Raw genomic sequence first — 16,294 nt, forward strand, 5'->3', positions numbered from 1 at the left:
CAACTATTATATCATGCGCCTTGCCCCAAGCCTAGGAATGACCTTACATAGCCACTGTATTCCCCTTAAATGCTCCATTTGCGGATGAGGCAGGTTTATTCCCATTCTCTTGCTCACCGTTTTGCAGAGGAGCAGCTGTTGGTGTTTTCGAGTCCATTTTACTGTTTCCTTGAAATAGACCACCTTCTTCAATGATAAAGGAAGCCGCGCTGATATTGCCTTGAAGGGAACCCGTAGAAGTAATTGTCAGCTTGCCCTTGGTTATGATGTTACCCTGCACACTTCCGGCCAGTACAACGTCTCTTGCAGAAATATTGGATTTTACAACGCCATTTTCTCCTATGATAACATCTCCTGCGCATTCGATATCACCTGTAATGCTGCCTTCGATGCGAATGCTTGCTTCTGACTTGATACGGCCTTCAAAGGTTGTTCCTTCTCCAATCAAAGTATCGGTTGTATTCGGATTCATGAAGTCTTTCTTTTTCTTAAACATGGTGGTTATTCATCCTTTCGAATTGATTTGAGATAAGGTTTGGGATCGATGCTTTCCCCATTTTTGAGTACTTCATAGTGCAGATGAGGTCCAGTACTGCGTCCCGTGGAGCCGACTAGGCCTATAGAACTACCTTTTTCCACAGAATCTCCCTTATTCACTAAAATTTTATTTAAATGCATGTACCAAGTGCGCAATCCCTTGGAATGCTCGATGACGATATTGTTGCCGTGGAACATATCCTTCCCCGTACTGATGACTTTGCCATCTGCGGTTGCATAGACAGGATCATTCTCACGGGCACCGAAATCAATGCCGGAATGAAAGCTGGGACGATGCGTAAAAGGATCCCTACGGTAACCGAACGTTGATGTGACGACCTTTGTGGTTGTCGGCCACAGGGTTGGGGTAATGCGAAGCAAATGCTGTTTATCGGCAACCTTTTGCTTCGTTGCGGTTAAGTTGGTTTGCAGTTCTTTCACTTCGCTGTTAAGTGCCGTGAAGGAAGCTAACGTCTTCTCACCAAGCTTTATAATGTCTTCCTGGGAAGCTGGATTAGGACTTCCGCCAATGCCGCTATCAAGGGTAGGGAGCTTTGCATCTGCATCCGCAGGTTTATCCTGTTTGCTGGATGACGTGCTGGCAACAGCTGTGCCGGTTGTGTTGGCGTCGATCCCGGCAATCGCTTTGAGATCATTTTCGAATTTCTTCATCTCTTCGACTTGTGTTTTCATTTGTTCGGCTTGCTGAGACAGTTGAATAACCTCATTCTGTAATTGTTCGATGGCCTTGTCCTTGGAATTTAATGCAGCACTCCATTGCTGGTTAGCTCCTGTTAGCTTAGTTTGCAAAGCGCTAGCCTTTTTCAAGGTATTTGCATGCATCACATACGTGATTATAGAAATAAGCAATAGCACCGAAAGGCATGCTGCAGCGATATAAGCGAATAAATGGGGAATACGAAACCTGACGACCGATTGATTGGCATCTGGAATGATGACTAGCGTCAGTTTTTTGGGTTTCCAGTTGAGCTTCATAAAGGCTTAATTGTCTCCTGTCGTGGTTGAATTTGGTAAAGTTCATATTCCTGTACTTCATTCGTCATATTCTGATAAAAACCTTCCTAATACCTACTGGTCCTATAAAAAATGAGTCGAAAGTAGGAAGGAATACTGTCGGATTTAATCGAATGTACTTAACAAATACAGGAAGTTGTAGATATGGAGTGTAGCCACTAATGATAAAGCTTGCAGGTATCGATATAGGGAACGATAGTATTAAACTGGTGCTGGATGGTTCTAGAGAACCGTTAGTGATCCCGAATATCATTGCGCCGGGATACGAAAGACATATCTTGCAGGAAGAGGATACACCGTTGAAAGCGCTGGACGTGATGATTTACAGCCCATCCCTTTCACAAAGAAATCAACGTTATTTCGTCGGACAACTTGCTTTGGAACACGAAGATAACCTAGAGCTTGAAGACACAGATAATAAGGCGATATCGGATCAATCCCTTATTGTTGCGCTTACTGCATTAGCTTATCAAGGTCTCACCAACCAAGCATTTAATGCTGGGTACGGAAATGCAGACGAAGTCGAATATACGCTTGGAACCGGTTTGCCTGTGCGTGCGTTTGCGAAGTTCAACCAGCAATTCGAGCAGAGACTTCTTGGTGAGCATGAAGTGACATTTCTATCCACTCCACAATTCCAAAACCGCAAGATTAAAGTATCGGTTCGCAAGGTTGCAGTCTCCATTGAAGGGGCGGCCGCAATGTTCCATTTGGCTACGCACGACAGCTTGCAAGTCAAGGATGAGGAGATTTACAACGGCTGCATCGGCGTTTGCGAGATCGGTGCGCTGACAACTGATTTTCCTGTTATCAAACGGATGGCCATTGACAATCACTTCAGCCATGGCGAGCAAATTGGTATCGCTACCTATTTGGATGCCGTCATTCGCGATGTCGAAGATGCTTACGGCTACGTCTTTCCAAGCCGTGCGAAGCTGGTGCAGCGAGTGAAGAATCGTGAATTTACGATTCAACTCCTTGGCGAAGGGCAAGTCGATATTCGACCGATCGTGGATCAGCATTTCCGCCGTGCGGCTTTGCGTATGATCGAGATGATCAAAAAGCGCTGGCGCAAATATCCCGATATTCAATGCTTCTATGTGATTGGTGGAGGGGCATCAGCCCTGAAACCTTATATCCAAGAAGCAGCAGGGTCGTTAAAATTGCGATTCGCGAACGAAAGCGAATATCTAAATATGTATGGCTACTTGAAAGTGGCCAAAAGTCGGTTAAGCCAGTCAGTTCCTGTTTAATCCTCACAAGCACCTGCTAATATGCGGTGCTTTTTTTCGTGCTTTTATGCCAAAGTCATTTGCTGGCTTCTGCTTGCTTCAACAGGCTCACCTCCATGTAAGTTGTCCAGGCTGTCAAGAACAGACAACAGCCAAAGCATATCGCGCAGATCGTTCCAATAATCGGCTTATACGGGCTGAACATGAGTCCGATAAGCACAAAAATAGCCGAGAAGACCATCAGTATATTTCCTCCCCAGAGCCAATGATTATAAGTTAAGCGTTGGCTTACTTTAGACACTTTCCGAGAGGGGTTCATCTCTGGGTCTGTCCCGCCAGAGGAAGGAGAACGGTTGGAAGGATTTTTTCTCTGCTTCCTCCATGCGGCGAAGACAAGAATTCCCATGACCAAAGGTTGATAGCCAAGAACGATAACGGGAGAGCTGTAGTTCGAGAACGATAGAAGTTCTGTTATGCTTTTGAACGATAAGTAGGTGGTCATGGCCATGAGTAGAGCGACTGGCTTGTTAATGGTCGGATAGTTTCGTTCATTACGGAACGAACTGATTCCTAAGAGGAGTGCCAAATAGATCACAACGAATTTGCAAGTGACTGTTGGGAACCAGATCATTAGCATAATGATATCTACTCGATCGAGAAAGTCGGTGACATGAATCGTTTGGACTAAATTGTAAGATGGATATAAGAAATTTCCCGGCATCTTTGGCCCGAGTACGACGAGTATGGAGAAGATGACAAGTGTGAGAAGGAAAACACCAAGCAGTGATCCATGACGAATAGAGGATCGGACTTGATTGGCGTTGTACACCGTATGAAGAAAGGCGCCAAGAATGAAAATATCGCCAACACTCCCGATCGTCAGCAAGTTACTAGCGGCCACATGCTGCAGCGGCGCCGTCAGGACAGGCGTTACGAGACGAAGATAAAATTCGTTAGATAGCAGCAGAGGCATGCTCAGAATGGTAATGACGAAAAGTGGGTAGAACAGATCATTCACGCGAGCAATGACTTCTATGCTGGTTTTTCCGAAGTAAATAAGTAAGAAACAAGTCAGTAAAATTAAAATCTCCACTGGTGTGTAATGAAGAAGAAGTGTAGTACTGAATCGTGAAACGGCAGAAATGTCACGAATAACGATCTGCCAGAAGTGAAACAAGATGAACAGATTGACAACGGTGCCTCCCCACCTGCCAAGTGCCTCTTTGGAAATCTCAAAAATATTTTTCTGGGGATAGATTCTCGTCATGAAACCAAAAAAGCTAGCAATCCCGAATAAATAGAATACAGCTAGTAAGTAACTGAACCAGGCATCCATCTGGCTGATACGGACAAGTACATTTTGCAAGGTGAGGATGCCTCCGCTTGTGATAATAGAAGAAGCTATCCATGAAAGCTGACGCTGGTTAATCACTTGCTTACTATCCATGGTGAGACCACCTTTTCATTTGATACCCAAGACACGGACTAGCCAGGGGGAGACTGTATGAATGAAGAAACGTGAAGGCATCGGTATGTTCCAATGCAAGTGTTTACTGATAAAGAGACCCACGATGAGAAAAGTAATGAGTCCATAGGTCATCTTTACAGCGTTTTTTTCTTGCTTCAGCATCCTACGATCGATAATTAGGGAGACAGCCAGCGTGAAAAGAAAACTGAGCATGAAGATGCCATTCATGGTTTACATCCCTTCTTGAACCACATTTTGGTTGATAAGACCGGTTTCCGGTATGGAGGCATTAACCATAATACGGAATTCCGCATCCTTAAAATAATCCTCCCAGTTGGCTTCAAATCGGGTTTTCCAAGCATGAGGATGTTTTCGCCAAACGATTAAACCGAGTTGGGCGGAATCCGTCCCTTCTTTTTGCATCTGATTAATAGTAGCTAGTATGGACTTCTTAACTTGCACCGAAAACTTCCTTTCAATCTTATGAATTAACTCTGATTTGTTAAGATCAAGCTTGGATAAATCCTCGCGAACCGCTCCAACAGCATCTACAACAAGCTCGAAAACAACCTTGTCATCTTGCAGCTTAGGCTTAATTTTGGTGTGTCCTTCCGTCACTAAAATGGAAATATCTTTACCTGGTTCCATAGGGAAGGTGAGTAGATGCTCCTTTACTTGGTCTCGGAGCCACATAAGTCCATCTGCTTCTTGCTTCGTATAAATGCCAACCAAGCGGTTGCCCTTAAACTGAGCATAGCCAAACGCCTGAATTTCTTGTGAAGGCTCTTTGGCGACTTGTCCCTCTTTAGGTTCGAAATAATTCATGATGGGGTCGCTATTAAAGCTTAAGGCTATGCCAATATCCTTTGTTGAGGTGGCCATAGACTGGCGTGACTTCGTTAGTTCACGAATCGTCTCAGCAGGAAAGCGTTCGAACTTAGGATCCGTGTTTAATAGGTCATAGCCTTTGCCTTTGGTCAAGACAAGGTAGGTGGTCAAACGGCTCTCCGGCGACCGGGGGACAACATCGAATAAAGTATCAATGCCTTTCTTGGCAAACTTCTCACCTATGACAATCGTTCGCCGATGGGAGAGAAATATTCTGCGGGACATGCGCATCTGCAGTTTACTTGTGGCTTCGCGCAGCGTTGATCCTACTTCCGAATCAATGTAATAGCTTTTGCCTCCAGACGTCCCTCCTCCACCGCCGCTGGCACCACCCATTGAACCAGGGAGCGGTAACATATAGGCAATACGATATTTGCCGTTATCCTCCAAATCCACGGATGAGGATAACACAAAAGCAATATCGTTGGTCTCTGTTCGATCCCAACATCCAGTTAGGTATGTCAAGATAAGGGGCATCGTCATCACGAGCTTGAATAGATGCTTATGATGTGCCATTAGGCTTGCCCTCCTCACTTGCTTTATGCTCGTGTTCAATGTTACTGCCGTCTATGCCTCCGTCCTTCTTGATTTGTTGAGGCAGCTTGCTGTCCATACGTTGTGTATCTTGGACACTCATGAATTCGGGACGTTTCTCCATCTGCCACAAAGGAGCGCGAATGAGCACATCCTTCAAATCCGTAGCGGATAAAGGTCCAAGCGGTGATAAGTAAGGAACTCCGAAGGAGCGCAGATTCGCCATATGGCCAATTAAAATCATCAAAGAGAAGAAGATGCCATAGAAGCCGAACAGGGACCCAGCCATGAGAATAGGAAAGCGCATCATACGAACAGCAATAGCTCCGTTAAAACGCGGGATCGTGAAGGACGCAATGCCTGTAATCGATACGACGATAACCATGGGAGCCGAAACGATCCCTGCTTGAACAGCAGCTTGTCCTACGACGAGGGCACCTAAGATAGAGACGGCGGAACCGACAGCTTTGGGTAAGCGGACGCCAGCTTCCCGTAAAGCCTCAAATGTGATCTCCATAATTAAGGCTTCAACAACGGCTGGAAACGGGATTGCCTCTCTGGAGGCAGCAACGCTTAGCATCAAAGCAGTTGGTAGTAGTTCTTGATGGTACGTCGTTATGGCAACGTACAGTGCTGGTGTCGTGAGTGAGAGGAAAAGAAAAACGTAACGGAGCATCCGTAAGAACGCACCGATTTGAAATCGTTCATAATAATCCTCACTCGTTTGCATAACCTGTATGAATACGAAGGGAACGATAAGCACAAAGGGGGTTCCATCAGTGAGGATGGCCACCCGTCCTTGCAGCAAAGCAGCGGCCACGACATCTGGGCGCTCCGTATATTGAATTTGCGGAAAGGGAGAATAGACATTGTCTTGAATCAGCTCCTCGATCATGCCCGATTCCAAAATAGCATCGATCTTGATTTGCTCAATCCGCTTGACTACTTCCTCAATAAGGGAGGGCATTGCCAAGTCGTCGAGATAGCAAATGACAAGAGCAGTATTGCTCTCTTTGCCGACGCTCATGGATTTCATCTTCAATCTGGGTGTCTTTAATTTGCGGCGGATCATAGAGGTGTTCGTGCGAATGCTCTCCACGAACCCTTCTTTCGGTCCGCGTACGACCGTTTCCGTCTCCGGCTCGCCAACGGAGCGCTTCTCTGTACCGCGAATACCAAGCAGAATGGCTTTCGCGTTGCCTTCCACGAGCAGGGCGGTGTCCCCGCCCAAAACAGAAACGAGCAGGTCCCCGTAATTATCGGAGATCTGTGTCTGAGACACCGGCAGTATCGTACCTACGATGCGGTCAATCGCTGTTTGGCCGCCACCCAGAATCATTAACGATTTCATTGTTTCGTTGAGCAGTTGGGTGTTGGTGAGCCCATCCACGAAGAGAAGCATTGCCGGAATGTTCGGCTCAATCTCGAATTCACGGACGACAACATCAGAGCAGTCCTGAAACATGGCTTTAATAAATTTATGATTTTCATGTAATAGAAGTGATATTTTAGTCTGCTTAAGCTCTTCGATGAAGTGATAGTCTAACGAATCACTAAGCTCAGAATGTTCATCATTCTCACCCGTCCTGTCTGATGGGCGTTTACGCAGGATACTTTTCATCAATTGTTTGGATGCTTTAACCATGCGAGGGCCCTCCTGCCGCGATCTGGATGAAGATTATAGGAATGCGTTTCCTATTTTTCTCGAAATGAAAGGATTTTATTACGAAAGTTGGAAAATTTTATTCAGTCGAGCCCAGACTGTTGGAGGGGTATAGATGAGAAGCCCTTGGCAAAAGCTATCATGATAAGAAATTGCGGGGAAATTTTCGCGCAAATATGACGCTCGTTCTTAACGGTGGCGTAAATCGTTTATCTTTTTTGGTAGAGGAGATGGAGCTTTTGTTGTGGGTTGTCATACTACTACTGCTATTCATCTTTCAGACCGCAACGATTTTGATCGGCGAATATAAACGACCAGCTAAAACAGTAGCCTGGCTGCTCGTTTTGTTTATTTTTCCAATCATCGGATTTATCATGTACTATTTCTTAGCTAAGGAATATACCCAAAGGAAAATGGTTCGGCGCAAAGGACGTCGTAAGATGGATGAAATTAAACATCAATGGATGTATAAGGAATCGGCTGCGATTGCGAACAATGCGGGGAAATATCAGCTGTTCGAAGAGCCGCGTCTTTGTGGACTGCTTCATAACATTCCGGGTTCCCCCATTACTCAGAAGAATCGAGTTGAAGTGTTGACCAATGGGGAAGTCACTTACGAGGCTATGATAAAGGCGATTGAACAGGCGAAAAGTCATATACATTTTGAGTTTTATACCATCAAACATGATGAAACCGGTTTGAGATTTCAAGAAGTTCTGATCCGTAAGGCGAAGGAGGGTGTCAAGGTTAGAGTTATTTATGATGGGGTAGGGAGCTATACGCTTTCTACGGCTTACATAAATAAGTTTAAGCAAGCTGGGGTTGAAGTGCATCCTTTTTTGCGGCCGCTCATTGCCTTCTTCGATAAACGAATGAACTATCGCAATCATCGGAAAATTATTGTTGTTGACGGCTTGGTGGGGTTCGTTGGCGGTATTAATATTGCCGATGAGTACTTGGGGAAAGATCGAGAGCTAGGTTTCTGGCGGGATACCCATCTGATGCTGCATGGTGATTCGGTGTATTACTTGCAGCAGACTTTTATGACAGACTGGATGTTCGTTAGCGGGGAGCGATTGGCTGAAGAATCGTTATTTCCTGAGCATAATGAACCGCAAGCCTCGTTGGCCCAGGTTATTTCGAGCGGTCCAGATGCCCACTGGGATGCTATTCAGGAGATGTTCTTCGCAGGTATTATAGCAGCTAAGAAGCGAATTTACATGACAACGCCATACTTTATTCCGGATCCCAGTATCACTATGGCACTCAAAACAGCGGTAATCAGCGGTGTCGATGTCCGTATTATTCTCCCTTATAAGTCAGATTCCCAAATTGTTCAGTACGCATCGCGATCCTATCTGCTTGAGCTGATGCAGGCGGGGGTTCAGTTCTATTTATATCGCAAAGGTTTCATGCACGCCAAGGTCATGATTATTGACCACTTAATGTCTACAGTAGGTACGGCGAACGTGGATATGCGCAGCTTTTTCAGCAACTTTGAATTGAATGCCGTGATGTTTAATAAGGATGTTATTGAGCGCTTAGAGACTGACTTTTTAATGGATTTGAAGGACAGTGTTGAATTGAAATTAGCCGAATTTGAGATGAGATCTCGGATGGAGAAGGGGAAGGAAGTTATTGCCCGGTTGTTATCCCCTTTGTTCTGATAGCGTAATTCTGTCAAAGGCTATTATATTATTTAAGACGCTCTAAGATGGCGTTCAAATTTTGTAGGGGAACCTTCTCAATCAGGTCACCATACGTTCTCAATCGGTTCATCACCGTATGTAGGTTGAAATCACGAATATTAGGATGAAGCTCAACCTCTTTCCATAACAGGGGGGTGGAAACGGAGGCGTCCTTTCTGGCGCGCGGTGTATAAGGTGCGGATAATGTTTTTCCATACCAGTGCTGCAGGTAGTCTACGTAGATTTTATCGCCGCGATTTTTCTTGAACCTTTCGATGGTAAAAAGATTGGGATACTTCTTCACGACAAAGGCGCCAATAAAATGACCGATACGGCGAAGCTGTTCAAATGTGTAGCCATGCTGAATCGGGATGTAGATCTGAACACCTGTAGCGCCTGAGGTTTTGGGAACCGACTGTATATGCAGGGAATCTAACACTTCTCCAATGATGTAGGCAGCCTCCATAATACGCGGCTCTTCCTCTAGTGAAGGATCGATATCGATCACCCATTCTGCTGGCAGCGTCTCGCCAATACGGTGGAAGGATGGATGAAACTCCAAGCAAGCCAAATTGCCCAGCCAAATTAGGGTGGATAACGAGTCTAGATTGATGTAATTAATGCCATCCAACGGCGCCAGCTTCACGAAGCTAGGTACCGGATCGGGGGCATTTTTTTGATAAAAGGACTTTTCATTATACCCGTTAGGGAAACGAATGGTTGTTAAGTGGCGATTACGGCAATAGCGCAGCAGGAAAGGAGACAACTCCGTTAATTTAGCGAGATAATCGGCCTTGGTAATGCCCGTTTCAGCCCATAAAAGCTTGTTTGGGTTCGTAATAGTCAGCTCATGCCCTTCCACGAGCAGTGTTCCTTTGGTTGTGACCGCCATGTAAATTCGTCCCTCCTAATATGGATTTACATCCGATTATTCCCTGTGGGGAGGGATCTCAAACTTATACGGCCTGTTGAAAGGTAATGAAATTATGCTTGACAAAAAGTTGGATTAACATGATAATAATAAAAGTAAATAACATTTAGTAAGTAACACATTAAGTAGAAGGTAATTCCTATTTGTATATAAAACTTAATTCTATCAGATGATAGCAACGGAGGAGAGATAAATATGAGTAACTCATTTTTAGCTGCAGTAAAGGAAAGACGTACGTACTATGGACTGAGTAAAGAAGTGGTCGTTTCGAATGAACGCATCCAAGAGATTGTGAACGAGGCTGTGAAACATACACCGTCCTCTTTTAACTCACAAAGCGCAAGAGTTGTTGTCTTATTCGGCGAGCAATCCGATAAATTGTGGAACATTACGAAGGAAACACTGAGAAAGATCGTACCTGCTGACAGCTTCGCGCCAACAGAGGAACGTATCGATAGTTTCAAAAGCGGGTATGGAACTGTATTGTTCTTTGAAGATGAGACGACAGTCGAGAATCTGCAAAAGCAATTTGCTGCTTATGCTGACAATTTCCCGATCTGGTCCAACCAATCCTCAGGCATGCTGCAATTTGTAGTCTGGACGGCACTGGAGCAAGAAGGTCTTGGCGCATCGCTACAGCACTACAATCCATTGATCAACGAGGAAGTTACACAAACGTGGAACCTTCCAAGCGAGTGGAAGCTGATTGCCCAAATGCCGTTCGGTAAACCAACCTTTACACCGGGAGATAAAGAGTTTCAACCGCTTGAAGACCGCGTGAAATTTTTCCAATAAGAGTAGGTTCATCCATCCTATTCGTTCTTAAAAAGCCATCCCATTCGTCCTTTGACGGTGGGGTGGTTTTTTGCATAAAAGAACAAAACCTGACAGTTGAGTTTTATATGAGCTTAATATAGTGAGAACCGTGACGAGGTGGGCGTTTGGAGGTTGAGAAGTCCATTTCGGCTCTCTCAGCATACATTTGTGGGGTAAAAAGCATCATTCTGGCTTCGAGAAGTCGTTTTCGGACTTCTCAGCATCACTTAGTTACTTTTGCGGCGATGAGAAGTCCATTTCGGCTCTCTCGGCATACATTTATGGTTAACAAGCATCCTTCTGGCTTCGAGAAGTCGTTTTCGGACTTCTCAGCAACACTTAGTTACTTTTGCGGCGGTGAGAAGTCCATTTCGGCTCTCTCGGCATACATTTATGGTTAACAAGCATCCTTCTGGCTTCGAGAAGTCGTTTTCGGACTTCTCAGCAACACTTAGTTACTTTTGCGGCGGTGAGAAGTCCATTTGGGCTCTCTCAGCATACATTTGTGGGGTAACAAGCATCATTCTGGCTTCGAGAAGTCGTTTTCGAACTTCTCAGCAACACTTAGTTACTTTTGCGGCGATGAGAAGTCCATTTCGGCTCTCTCGGCATACATTTATGGTTAACAAGCATCCTTCTGGCTTCGAGAAGTCGTTTTCGGACTTCTCAGCAACACTTAGTTACTTTTGCGACGGTGAGAAGTCCATTTCGGCTCTCTCGGCATACATTTGTGGGGTAAGAAGCATCATTCTGGCTTCGAGAAGTCGTTTTCGGACTTCTCAGCAACACTTAGTTACTTTTGCGACGGTGAGAAGTCCATTTCGGCTCTCTCGGCATACATTTGTAGTTAACAAGCATCCTTCTACCTTCGAGAAGTCATTTTCGGACTTCTCAGCAAAGGTGAGAACTCGAAAACCGAGCTTTCGCTGAGCAGTGACTGACATTGGACTCGGAAAACGTGCCAAAAAGTAGATAGAACGTGGAAGGTTGTCATTTGAAGGTTGAGAAGTCGATATTCGAGCTTTCAGCTGAGGTGGAGGGTGTGGCGTAGGTGTGAAAGCTCGAAAACCAAGCCTTCATCACATGCAGCACTTTTCTTGGTAACGTTTTGTCGCTTAAAAATAAATAAATGTCCACCTCTTCACAAACGGTAAAACCGCTTGCAGCTCCACGTCGTTACCTTAGATAGAAAATTTAAGGAGGAGTAATCGAGCATGGGTAATTTTAAAAAAGTATGGGTATCTTCCCTAGTGTTACTAGGTCTTATGGCGGGAGTGACGGCTCTATCAGCTGTCGCGGCTGAGCCTCTGAAGGTCAAATCCGAAACGGATATAGCTGGGGATATTGGTATCCTCCAAGGAGAGGGCAATGGGTTAACGGCTGATTACTTAAACAAGCCAACTACAAGGCTGCAAGCCGCGGTGATGTCCCTAAGATTAAAAGGATTGGAAGCCGAAGCGTTAGCTTTCACCGGAACGACTAGCTTTAAGGATGCTAGCGGCGTTTCCAAAGAGAACCAAGCAATTCTAGGTTATTTGAAAGCGAATCCAGGGCTAGGCTGGCAAGGAACTGGAGACGATAAATTCGAACCGCTCGCCGGAATTACTGCGCAGCAGTATTATAAGGTGCTGTTGGAATCACTAGGTTACACACAAGGCACGGATTTCGAGTACGCGAACGTATTTACCTTTGCCGGGAAAAATGGCTTATCGAAGATAGCTAATGTGAAGCAATTCAAAAACTTACATATCGCTACAGCAACCATCGAAGCTCTGAAGGTGCCAATCAAAGGAACTACGAAAACGCTAGGTGCCGATTTGGCGGATAAAGGTAAAATCAGTGCGACTAAGCTAGAAGTGCTCGGGAACGCAGAACTCAGCTTGAAGCAAAGCGATACGTTGGGTAGCTATCTAACGGATTCCAAAGGAATGACGCTTTACTATTTTACCAAGGATGCAGCAGATGTTAACTCATGTGTGGGTCAATGTTTGACCAACTGGCCGATCTTTAACGGCAATAATTTCACGGTTCCTGCTGAGTTTAGCGCAGCGGATTTTAAAGTGTTCGTGCGTGCTGACGGCAAAGAACAACTAACCTATAAGGGTTGGCCTTTATACTACTTCGTCAAGGATCAAAAAGCCGGAGATACCACAGGAGATAACGTTGGTAAGGTCTGGTTCGTTATTAAACCCTCGAACGGCGGGGTGGCGCTAGGCACCAAAACCGATCTAGGCAATTATTTGACAGATGCAAACGGTATGGCACTCTACTACTATGATAAAGATACGAAGGGCGTCAGCAATTGCTCCGGCAAATGCTTGGAGAAATGGCCATTATTCTACGCACCGAATATTGCGCCTCCAACGGGAGTTAATTCTGCAGATTTCGGCACTCTCATTCGTGCAGATGGCAAACTGCAAACAACGTACAAAGGTTTCCCTCTGTACTATTGGGTGGATGATAAGAAAATGGGGGACACGTTAGGCCAGGATGTTGGTAAAGTCTGGTACGTGATTGATCCTGCGAAATTCAGTGGCACCAAGACGGCGAATACATCTGTAAAAACAAGTAAATCGGATGCTCTTGGCACATATTTGGTGGATGCAAATGGTATGGCTTTGTACTTGTTTACGAAAGATAAAGCGGACCCTAACTCTTGTGTTGGCCAATGTTTGGTTAACTGGCCGATCTTCTATGATGCGGACCTTACGGTTTCCTCGGATCTAGCTAGCAGCGATTTCGGTACCCTTACTCGAAACGATGGCACGAAACAAAGCACCTATAAAGGCTGGCCGCTTTACTACTGGATCAAAGATCACAACCCCGGTGAAACAACGGGGCAAAATGTAGGAAAGGTCTGGTTCGTCCTCGATCCAGCTCAAACCACAGCAAGATAACTTTCCTTGTCAACCCTGTAGGTTTATTGCGCTCCAACATGCTGGCAGATTCAGCGACGTTGGGGCGCTATTTTTCTATAAAGCTATTGCCAAGAAGTCTAGCTGGCGATAAGGTAGAAAGATAATAAACTTCATTTCGACTCGGGGTGTACCGAATTATGCGAAATCGAACAGATGGTGAGCTCATGAAGCTGGTGATGGCTAAGCATCATCCTGCCTTAGAAGAGCTATACGATCGCTATGCGAAGCTGGTGTATTCATTTGCGCTGAAATCCATGAAGGAAGAGCAAGCGGCCAGAGAAATTGTTCAGCTTGTTTTCACACGTCTATGGACCACAGAAAAGGGCTTTGACGCAAGCAAAGGTGCATTCGTCAATTGGGTGATCACGGTTACTCGTAATATCACCATCGATTGCTTGCGCAAGAAGCGCAGACTCGATCAAGTGATCCAATTTGAGCCCAGAGAATGGGAACATACGCTCATTTCGAGCGATCCTGATCCAGAATCGGTTATGTCACGTAAATGGATAGGAGAGCAAATTCAAGAGGCTTATGTGCATTTGTCGGATAGCCAAATTCAATTGATCGATATGATGTACTGGCAGGGCTATTCTCTAAGCGAAATTGCAACTCAAACGAATGAGCCGCTTGGTACGATAAAAAGCCGTTTGCATCAAGGTTTAAAAATACTTCGGAAGCATCTGACATCATTGAGGGAGGGATGACGTAATGAAAGAACAGGAGACTGTGGAATGCAGTTATCTTGTCAATTATTTGACAGGTGACTGCACGGAGTGGGAACGCGCTGCTTTCGAACGGCATCTGCGAACTTGTGTCACATGCCGGGAAGAATTAAGCGAGCTGCAGGAGGTCTGGCAGGCACTTCCTTTTGAGATGGAGGAAGTAGAAGTCCCCTCGGATTTGAAGCAACAGGTTATGCAGTCTATTATCCCAACCCAATTGAAGGCCATCAAGAAAAAGAAGAAGAAACGTTCGTTCAAATGGGTGTATGGCGGGGCTGCTGCCATTATCTTAGGCCTCGTTGTAGGCGTATGGTGGAACAATCAACAACCTAAAAACTTTTCAGCCAACCCCATCTTAAATCAACCTGCGGAAATCGTGCATACGTTTCAATTGAAATCCGTCGAAAGTACAATGCCAACAGCTTCCGGCACAGCTTATGTGCTGCAAAATGGCGATATCCACAATGTGGTCATTAATTTGCAAGGTCTCAAGGAAACCCAAGGGGATTGGGCCTATCAGGTGTGGTATAACCGAAGCGGGAAGCGATACAATTGCGGAACGCTCCGTGTAGACGAGAAGGGTACTGGTGTGCTGACATACAGCATCCCTGTGAAGGTGAAGGATTTCCAAATTGATTCCTTTGGCGTTACGTTAGAACCGGATCCGAATGGTTTGCAGCCGCGCGGGAAGAAGATACTGGGCACTTCGTAGCTCATACTACGAATAGGTTAAGGTTAAACTACCAGTTGTGTTTGATCAGAGGTCTATGCTTTTTTAGAGAGGACGGAAAGATTTGAACGTAAAAGGTATTCATCATGTAACCGCGATGACAGGGGATGCAGCAGCGAATTTTCAGTTCTACACCGAGGTGCTTGGCATGCGGCTTGTCAAGAAAACAGTCAATCAAGATGATACAACGGCTTATCATTTATTTTATGGGGATGAAAAGGGAAATCCGGGAACAGAGCTCACCTTCTTTGATTTTCCGGGAGTTGGGCCTAATGTCTTAGGAGTAGGCAGTATTTCAGGTACATCTCTTCGTGTAGCAAATGACGACGCACTTTCGTATTGGGTAGAGCGATTCAAGGAACACGGGGTAAAATACTCCCCTGTGGAGTATTTTGCGGGACGTAAAGTCGTTTTTTTCGAGGATCCGGAAGGTCAGCAGCTAGCCATCGTTTCCGATGAAAATAATACTGGTGTTAAAGGCGGAACGCCGTGGGAAAAAAGTCCGGTTCCGGTCTCATACGGTATTACCGGACTAGGCCCAGTGCTGCTGACCGTGCGGAAACCGGAATCCACACTGGCAGCGCTTCGATTACTAGGCTTCACAGAGAAAGAACGCATTCCGGCACTGACTAAAGGACAGGAAGATATCATTGTCATGCAAGTAGGCGAAGGTGGGTCAGGGGCCGAAGTCCAAGTCGAGCCGCGCAGCGATTTGCCGGTTACAAGTCAAGGCAGCGGCGGCGTTCATCACGTTGCTTTCCGTATTGAAGACAAGGAAGAACTGCTGGCTTGGGTTGAAATCCTTAACAAAGCTGGATTACCTAACTCTGGCTTTGTAGAACGATTTTACTTCCGTTCTTTGTACTTCCGCGAGCCGAATGGTATTCTCTTTGAACTAGCGACCGATGGTCCGGGCTTTGCTACGGATGAACCCCTTGAGACACTGGGTGAATCGCTTTCCCTTCCGCCATTTTTAGAGAACCAACGTGCGTCTATTGAAGCGAACTTGAAGTCGCTGCATACGAAACGTTGATGGCGAAAAACGAACATTTCTGCTCTGTGATTCAGCTCACGGATTAGAGATGTTCGTTTTTATTTTATGATTGGCGTCAAATCGGTTATCATGGATACA

13 protein-coding genes are annotated in these 16,294 nt (G+C 45.5%); 7 read left to right on the forward strand and 6 right to left on the reverse strand.

The genetic code is table 11. From position 1 onward, the window contains the following. Positions 1 to 43: 43 nt before the first annotated feature. Both QFZ80_RS38005 and QFZ80_RS38010 read right to left on the reverse strand, forming a co-directional pair. Positions 44 to 496: a bactofilin family protein gene (locus QFZ80_RS38005; RefSeq protein ID WP_307549880.1), complete on the reverse strand. Its 453-nt coding sequence runs from the start codon at positions 494 to 496 to the stop codon at positions 44 to 46. 5 nt (positions 497 to 501) lie between these two features. Then, on the reverse strand, positions 502 to 1,533 hold the full coding sequence (locus QFZ80_RS38010; RefSeq protein WP_307563772.1) for a peptidoglycan DD-metalloendopeptidase family protein: 1,032 nt from the start codon (positions 1,531 to 1,533) through the stop codon (positions 502 to 504). 200 nt (positions 1,534 to 1,733) lie between these two features. On the opposite strand from QFZ80_RS38010, the gene QFZ80_RS38015 reads away from it, so the two are divergent. Continuing rightward, positions 1,734 to 2,825 (forward strand): ParM/StbA family protein, encoded by a 1,092-nt coding sequence (locus QFZ80_RS38015; protein ID WP_307563774.1) that lies wholly within the window; start codon positions 1,734 to 1,736, stop codon positions 2,823 to 2,825. A gap of 55 nt (positions 2,826 to 2,880) precedes the next feature. Here QFZ80_RS38015 and QFZ80_RS38020 read toward each other — a convergent pair whose 3' ends face one another. The 3 genes from QFZ80_RS38020 to QFZ80_RS38030 all read right to left on the reverse strand — a co-directional run bounded on the left by QFZ80_RS38020 (position 2,881) and on the right by QFZ80_RS38030 (position 7,339). Further along, on the reverse strand, positions 2,881 to 4,251 hold the full coding sequence (locus QFZ80_RS38020; protein ID WP_307549874.1) for a GerAB/ArcD/ProY family transporter: 1,371 nt from the start codon (positions 4,249 to 4,251) through the stop codon (positions 2,881 to 2,883). A gap of 252 nt (positions 4,252 to 4,503) precedes the next feature. Further along, entirely contained in the window at positions 4,504 to 5,676 is a 1,173-nt protein-coding gene (locus QFZ80_RS38025; RefSeq protein ID WP_307563777.1) for a Ger(x)C family spore germination protein, read from the reverse strand. Continuing rightward, the gene (locus QFZ80_RS38030) at positions 5,663 to 7,339 is read right to left on the reverse strand and encodes a spore germination protein (protein ID WP_373460335.1); all 1,677 of its coding nucleotides are present in this window, start codon (positions 7,337 to 7,339) and stop codon (positions 5,663 to 5,665) included. Before QFZ80_RS38030 ends, QFZ80_RS38025 begins: the two co-directional genes overlap by 14 nt. Before the next feature lie 257 nt (positions 7,340 to 7,596). Between QFZ80_RS38030 and cls the strand changes: the two genes are divergently transcribed. Beyond that, positions 7,597 to 9,024: a cardiolipin synthase gene (gene cls / locus QFZ80_RS38035; RefSeq protein ID WP_307563779.1), complete on the forward strand. Its 1,428-nt coding sequence runs from the start codon at positions 7,597 to 7,599 to the stop codon at positions 9,022 to 9,024. Between the two features lie 28 nt (positions 9,025 to 9,052). On the opposite strand, the gene ligD is transcribed toward cls, so the two are convergent. Then, positions 9,053 to 9,937, reverse strand: a complete 885-nt coding sequence (ligD, locus tag QFZ80_RS38040) for a non-homologous end-joining DNA ligase (protein ID WP_307563782.1) — start codon at positions 9,935 to 9,937, stop codon at positions 9,053 to 9,055. 234 nt (positions 9,938 to 10,171) lie between these two features. Here ligD and QFZ80_RS38045 point away from each other — a divergent pair, with 234 nt between their 5' ends. The 5 genes from QFZ80_RS38045 to QFZ80_RS38065 all read left to right on the forward strand — a co-directional run bounded on the left by QFZ80_RS38045 (position 10,172) and on the right by QFZ80_RS38065 (position 16,195). After that, positions 10,172 to 10,771, forward strand: coding sequence for a nitroreductase family protein (locus QFZ80_RS38045; protein WP_307563784.1), 600 nt, complete (start codon positions 10,172 to 10,174; stop codon positions 10,769 to 10,771). A 1,235-nt stretch (positions 10,772 to 12,006) separates the two neighbouring features. Then, positions 12,007 to 13,689: a hypothetical protein gene (locus QFZ80_RS38050; protein ID WP_307563786.1), complete on the forward strand. Its 1,683-nt coding sequence runs from the start codon at positions 12,007 to 12,009 to the stop codon at positions 13,687 to 13,689. A 158-nt stretch (positions 13,690 to 13,847) separates the two neighbouring features. After that, positions 13,848 to 14,414, forward strand: a complete 567-nt coding sequence (locus tag QFZ80_RS38055) for a sigma-70 family RNA polymerase sigma factor (protein ID WP_057304934.1) — start codon at positions 13,848 to 13,850, stop codon at positions 14,412 to 14,414. A gap of 4 nt (positions 14,415 to 14,418) precedes the next feature. After that, the gene (locus tag QFZ80_RS38060; RefSeq protein ID WP_307563788.1) at positions 14,419 to 15,144 is read left to right on the forward strand and encodes an anti-sigma factor; all 726 of its coding nucleotides are present in this window, start codon (positions 14,419 to 14,421) and stop codon (positions 15,142 to 15,144) included. Positions 15,145 to 15,226: 82 nt separating this feature from the next. After that, complete coding sequence (locus QFZ80_RS38065; protein WP_307563790.1) at positions 15,227 to 16,195, forward strand: ring-cleaving dioxygenase; 969 nt, start codon at positions 15,227 to 15,229, stop codon at positions 16,193 to 16,195. Positions 16,196 to 16,294: the final 99 nt, after the last annotated feature.

Origin of the sequence: Paenibacillus sp. V4I7, from assembly GCF_030817275.1 — a bacterium.
Lineage (GTDB): Bacteria > Bacillota > Bacilli > Paenibacillales > NBRC-103111 > Paenibacillus_E.

Bases quoted from the DNA above. Each gene is read 5' to 3' on its own strand.
- QFZ80_RS38005 (WP_307549880.1), bottom strand. From the start codon at position 496: ATGTTTAAGAAAAAGAAAGACTTCATGAATCCGAATACAACCGATACT.
- QFZ80_RS38010 (WP_307563772.1), bottom strand. From the start codon at position 1,533: ATGAAGCTCAACTGGAAACCCAAAAAACTGACGCTAGTCATCATTCCA.
- QFZ80_RS38015 (WP_307563774.1), top strand. From the start codon at position 1,734: ATGATAAAGCTTGCAGGTATCGATATAGGGAACGATAGTATTAAACTG.
- QFZ80_RS38020 (WP_307549874.1), bottom strand. From the start codon at position 4,251: ATGGATAGTAAGCAAGTGATTAACCAGCGTCAGCTTTCATGGATAGCT.
- QFZ80_RS38025 (WP_307563777.1), bottom strand. From the start codon at position 5,676: ATGGCACATCATAAGCATCTATTCAAGCTCGTGATGACGATGCCCCTT.
- QFZ80_RS38030 (WP_373460335.1), bottom strand. From the start codon at position 7,339: ATGGTTAAAGCATCCAAACAATTGATGAAAAGTATCCTGCGTAAACGC.
- ligD (WP_307563782.1), bottom strand. From the start codon at position 9,937: ATGGCGGTCACAACCAAAGGAACACTGCTCGTGGAAGGGCATGAGCTG.
- QFZ80_RS38045 (WP_307563784.1), top strand. From the start codon at position 10,172: ATGAGTAACTCATTTTTAGCTGCAGTAAAGGAAAGACGTACGTACTAT.
- QFZ80_RS38050 (WP_307563786.1), top strand. From the start codon at position 12,007: ATGGGTAATTTTAAAAAAGTATGGGTATCTTCCCTAGTGTTACTAGGT.
- QFZ80_RS38055 (WP_057304934.1), top strand. From the start codon at position 13,848: ATGCGAAATCGAACAGATGGTGAGCTCATGAAGCTGGTGATGGCTAAG.
- QFZ80_RS38060 (WP_307563788.1), top strand. From the start codon at position 14,419: ATGAAAGAACAGGAGACTGTGGAATGCAGTTATCTTGTCAATTATTTG.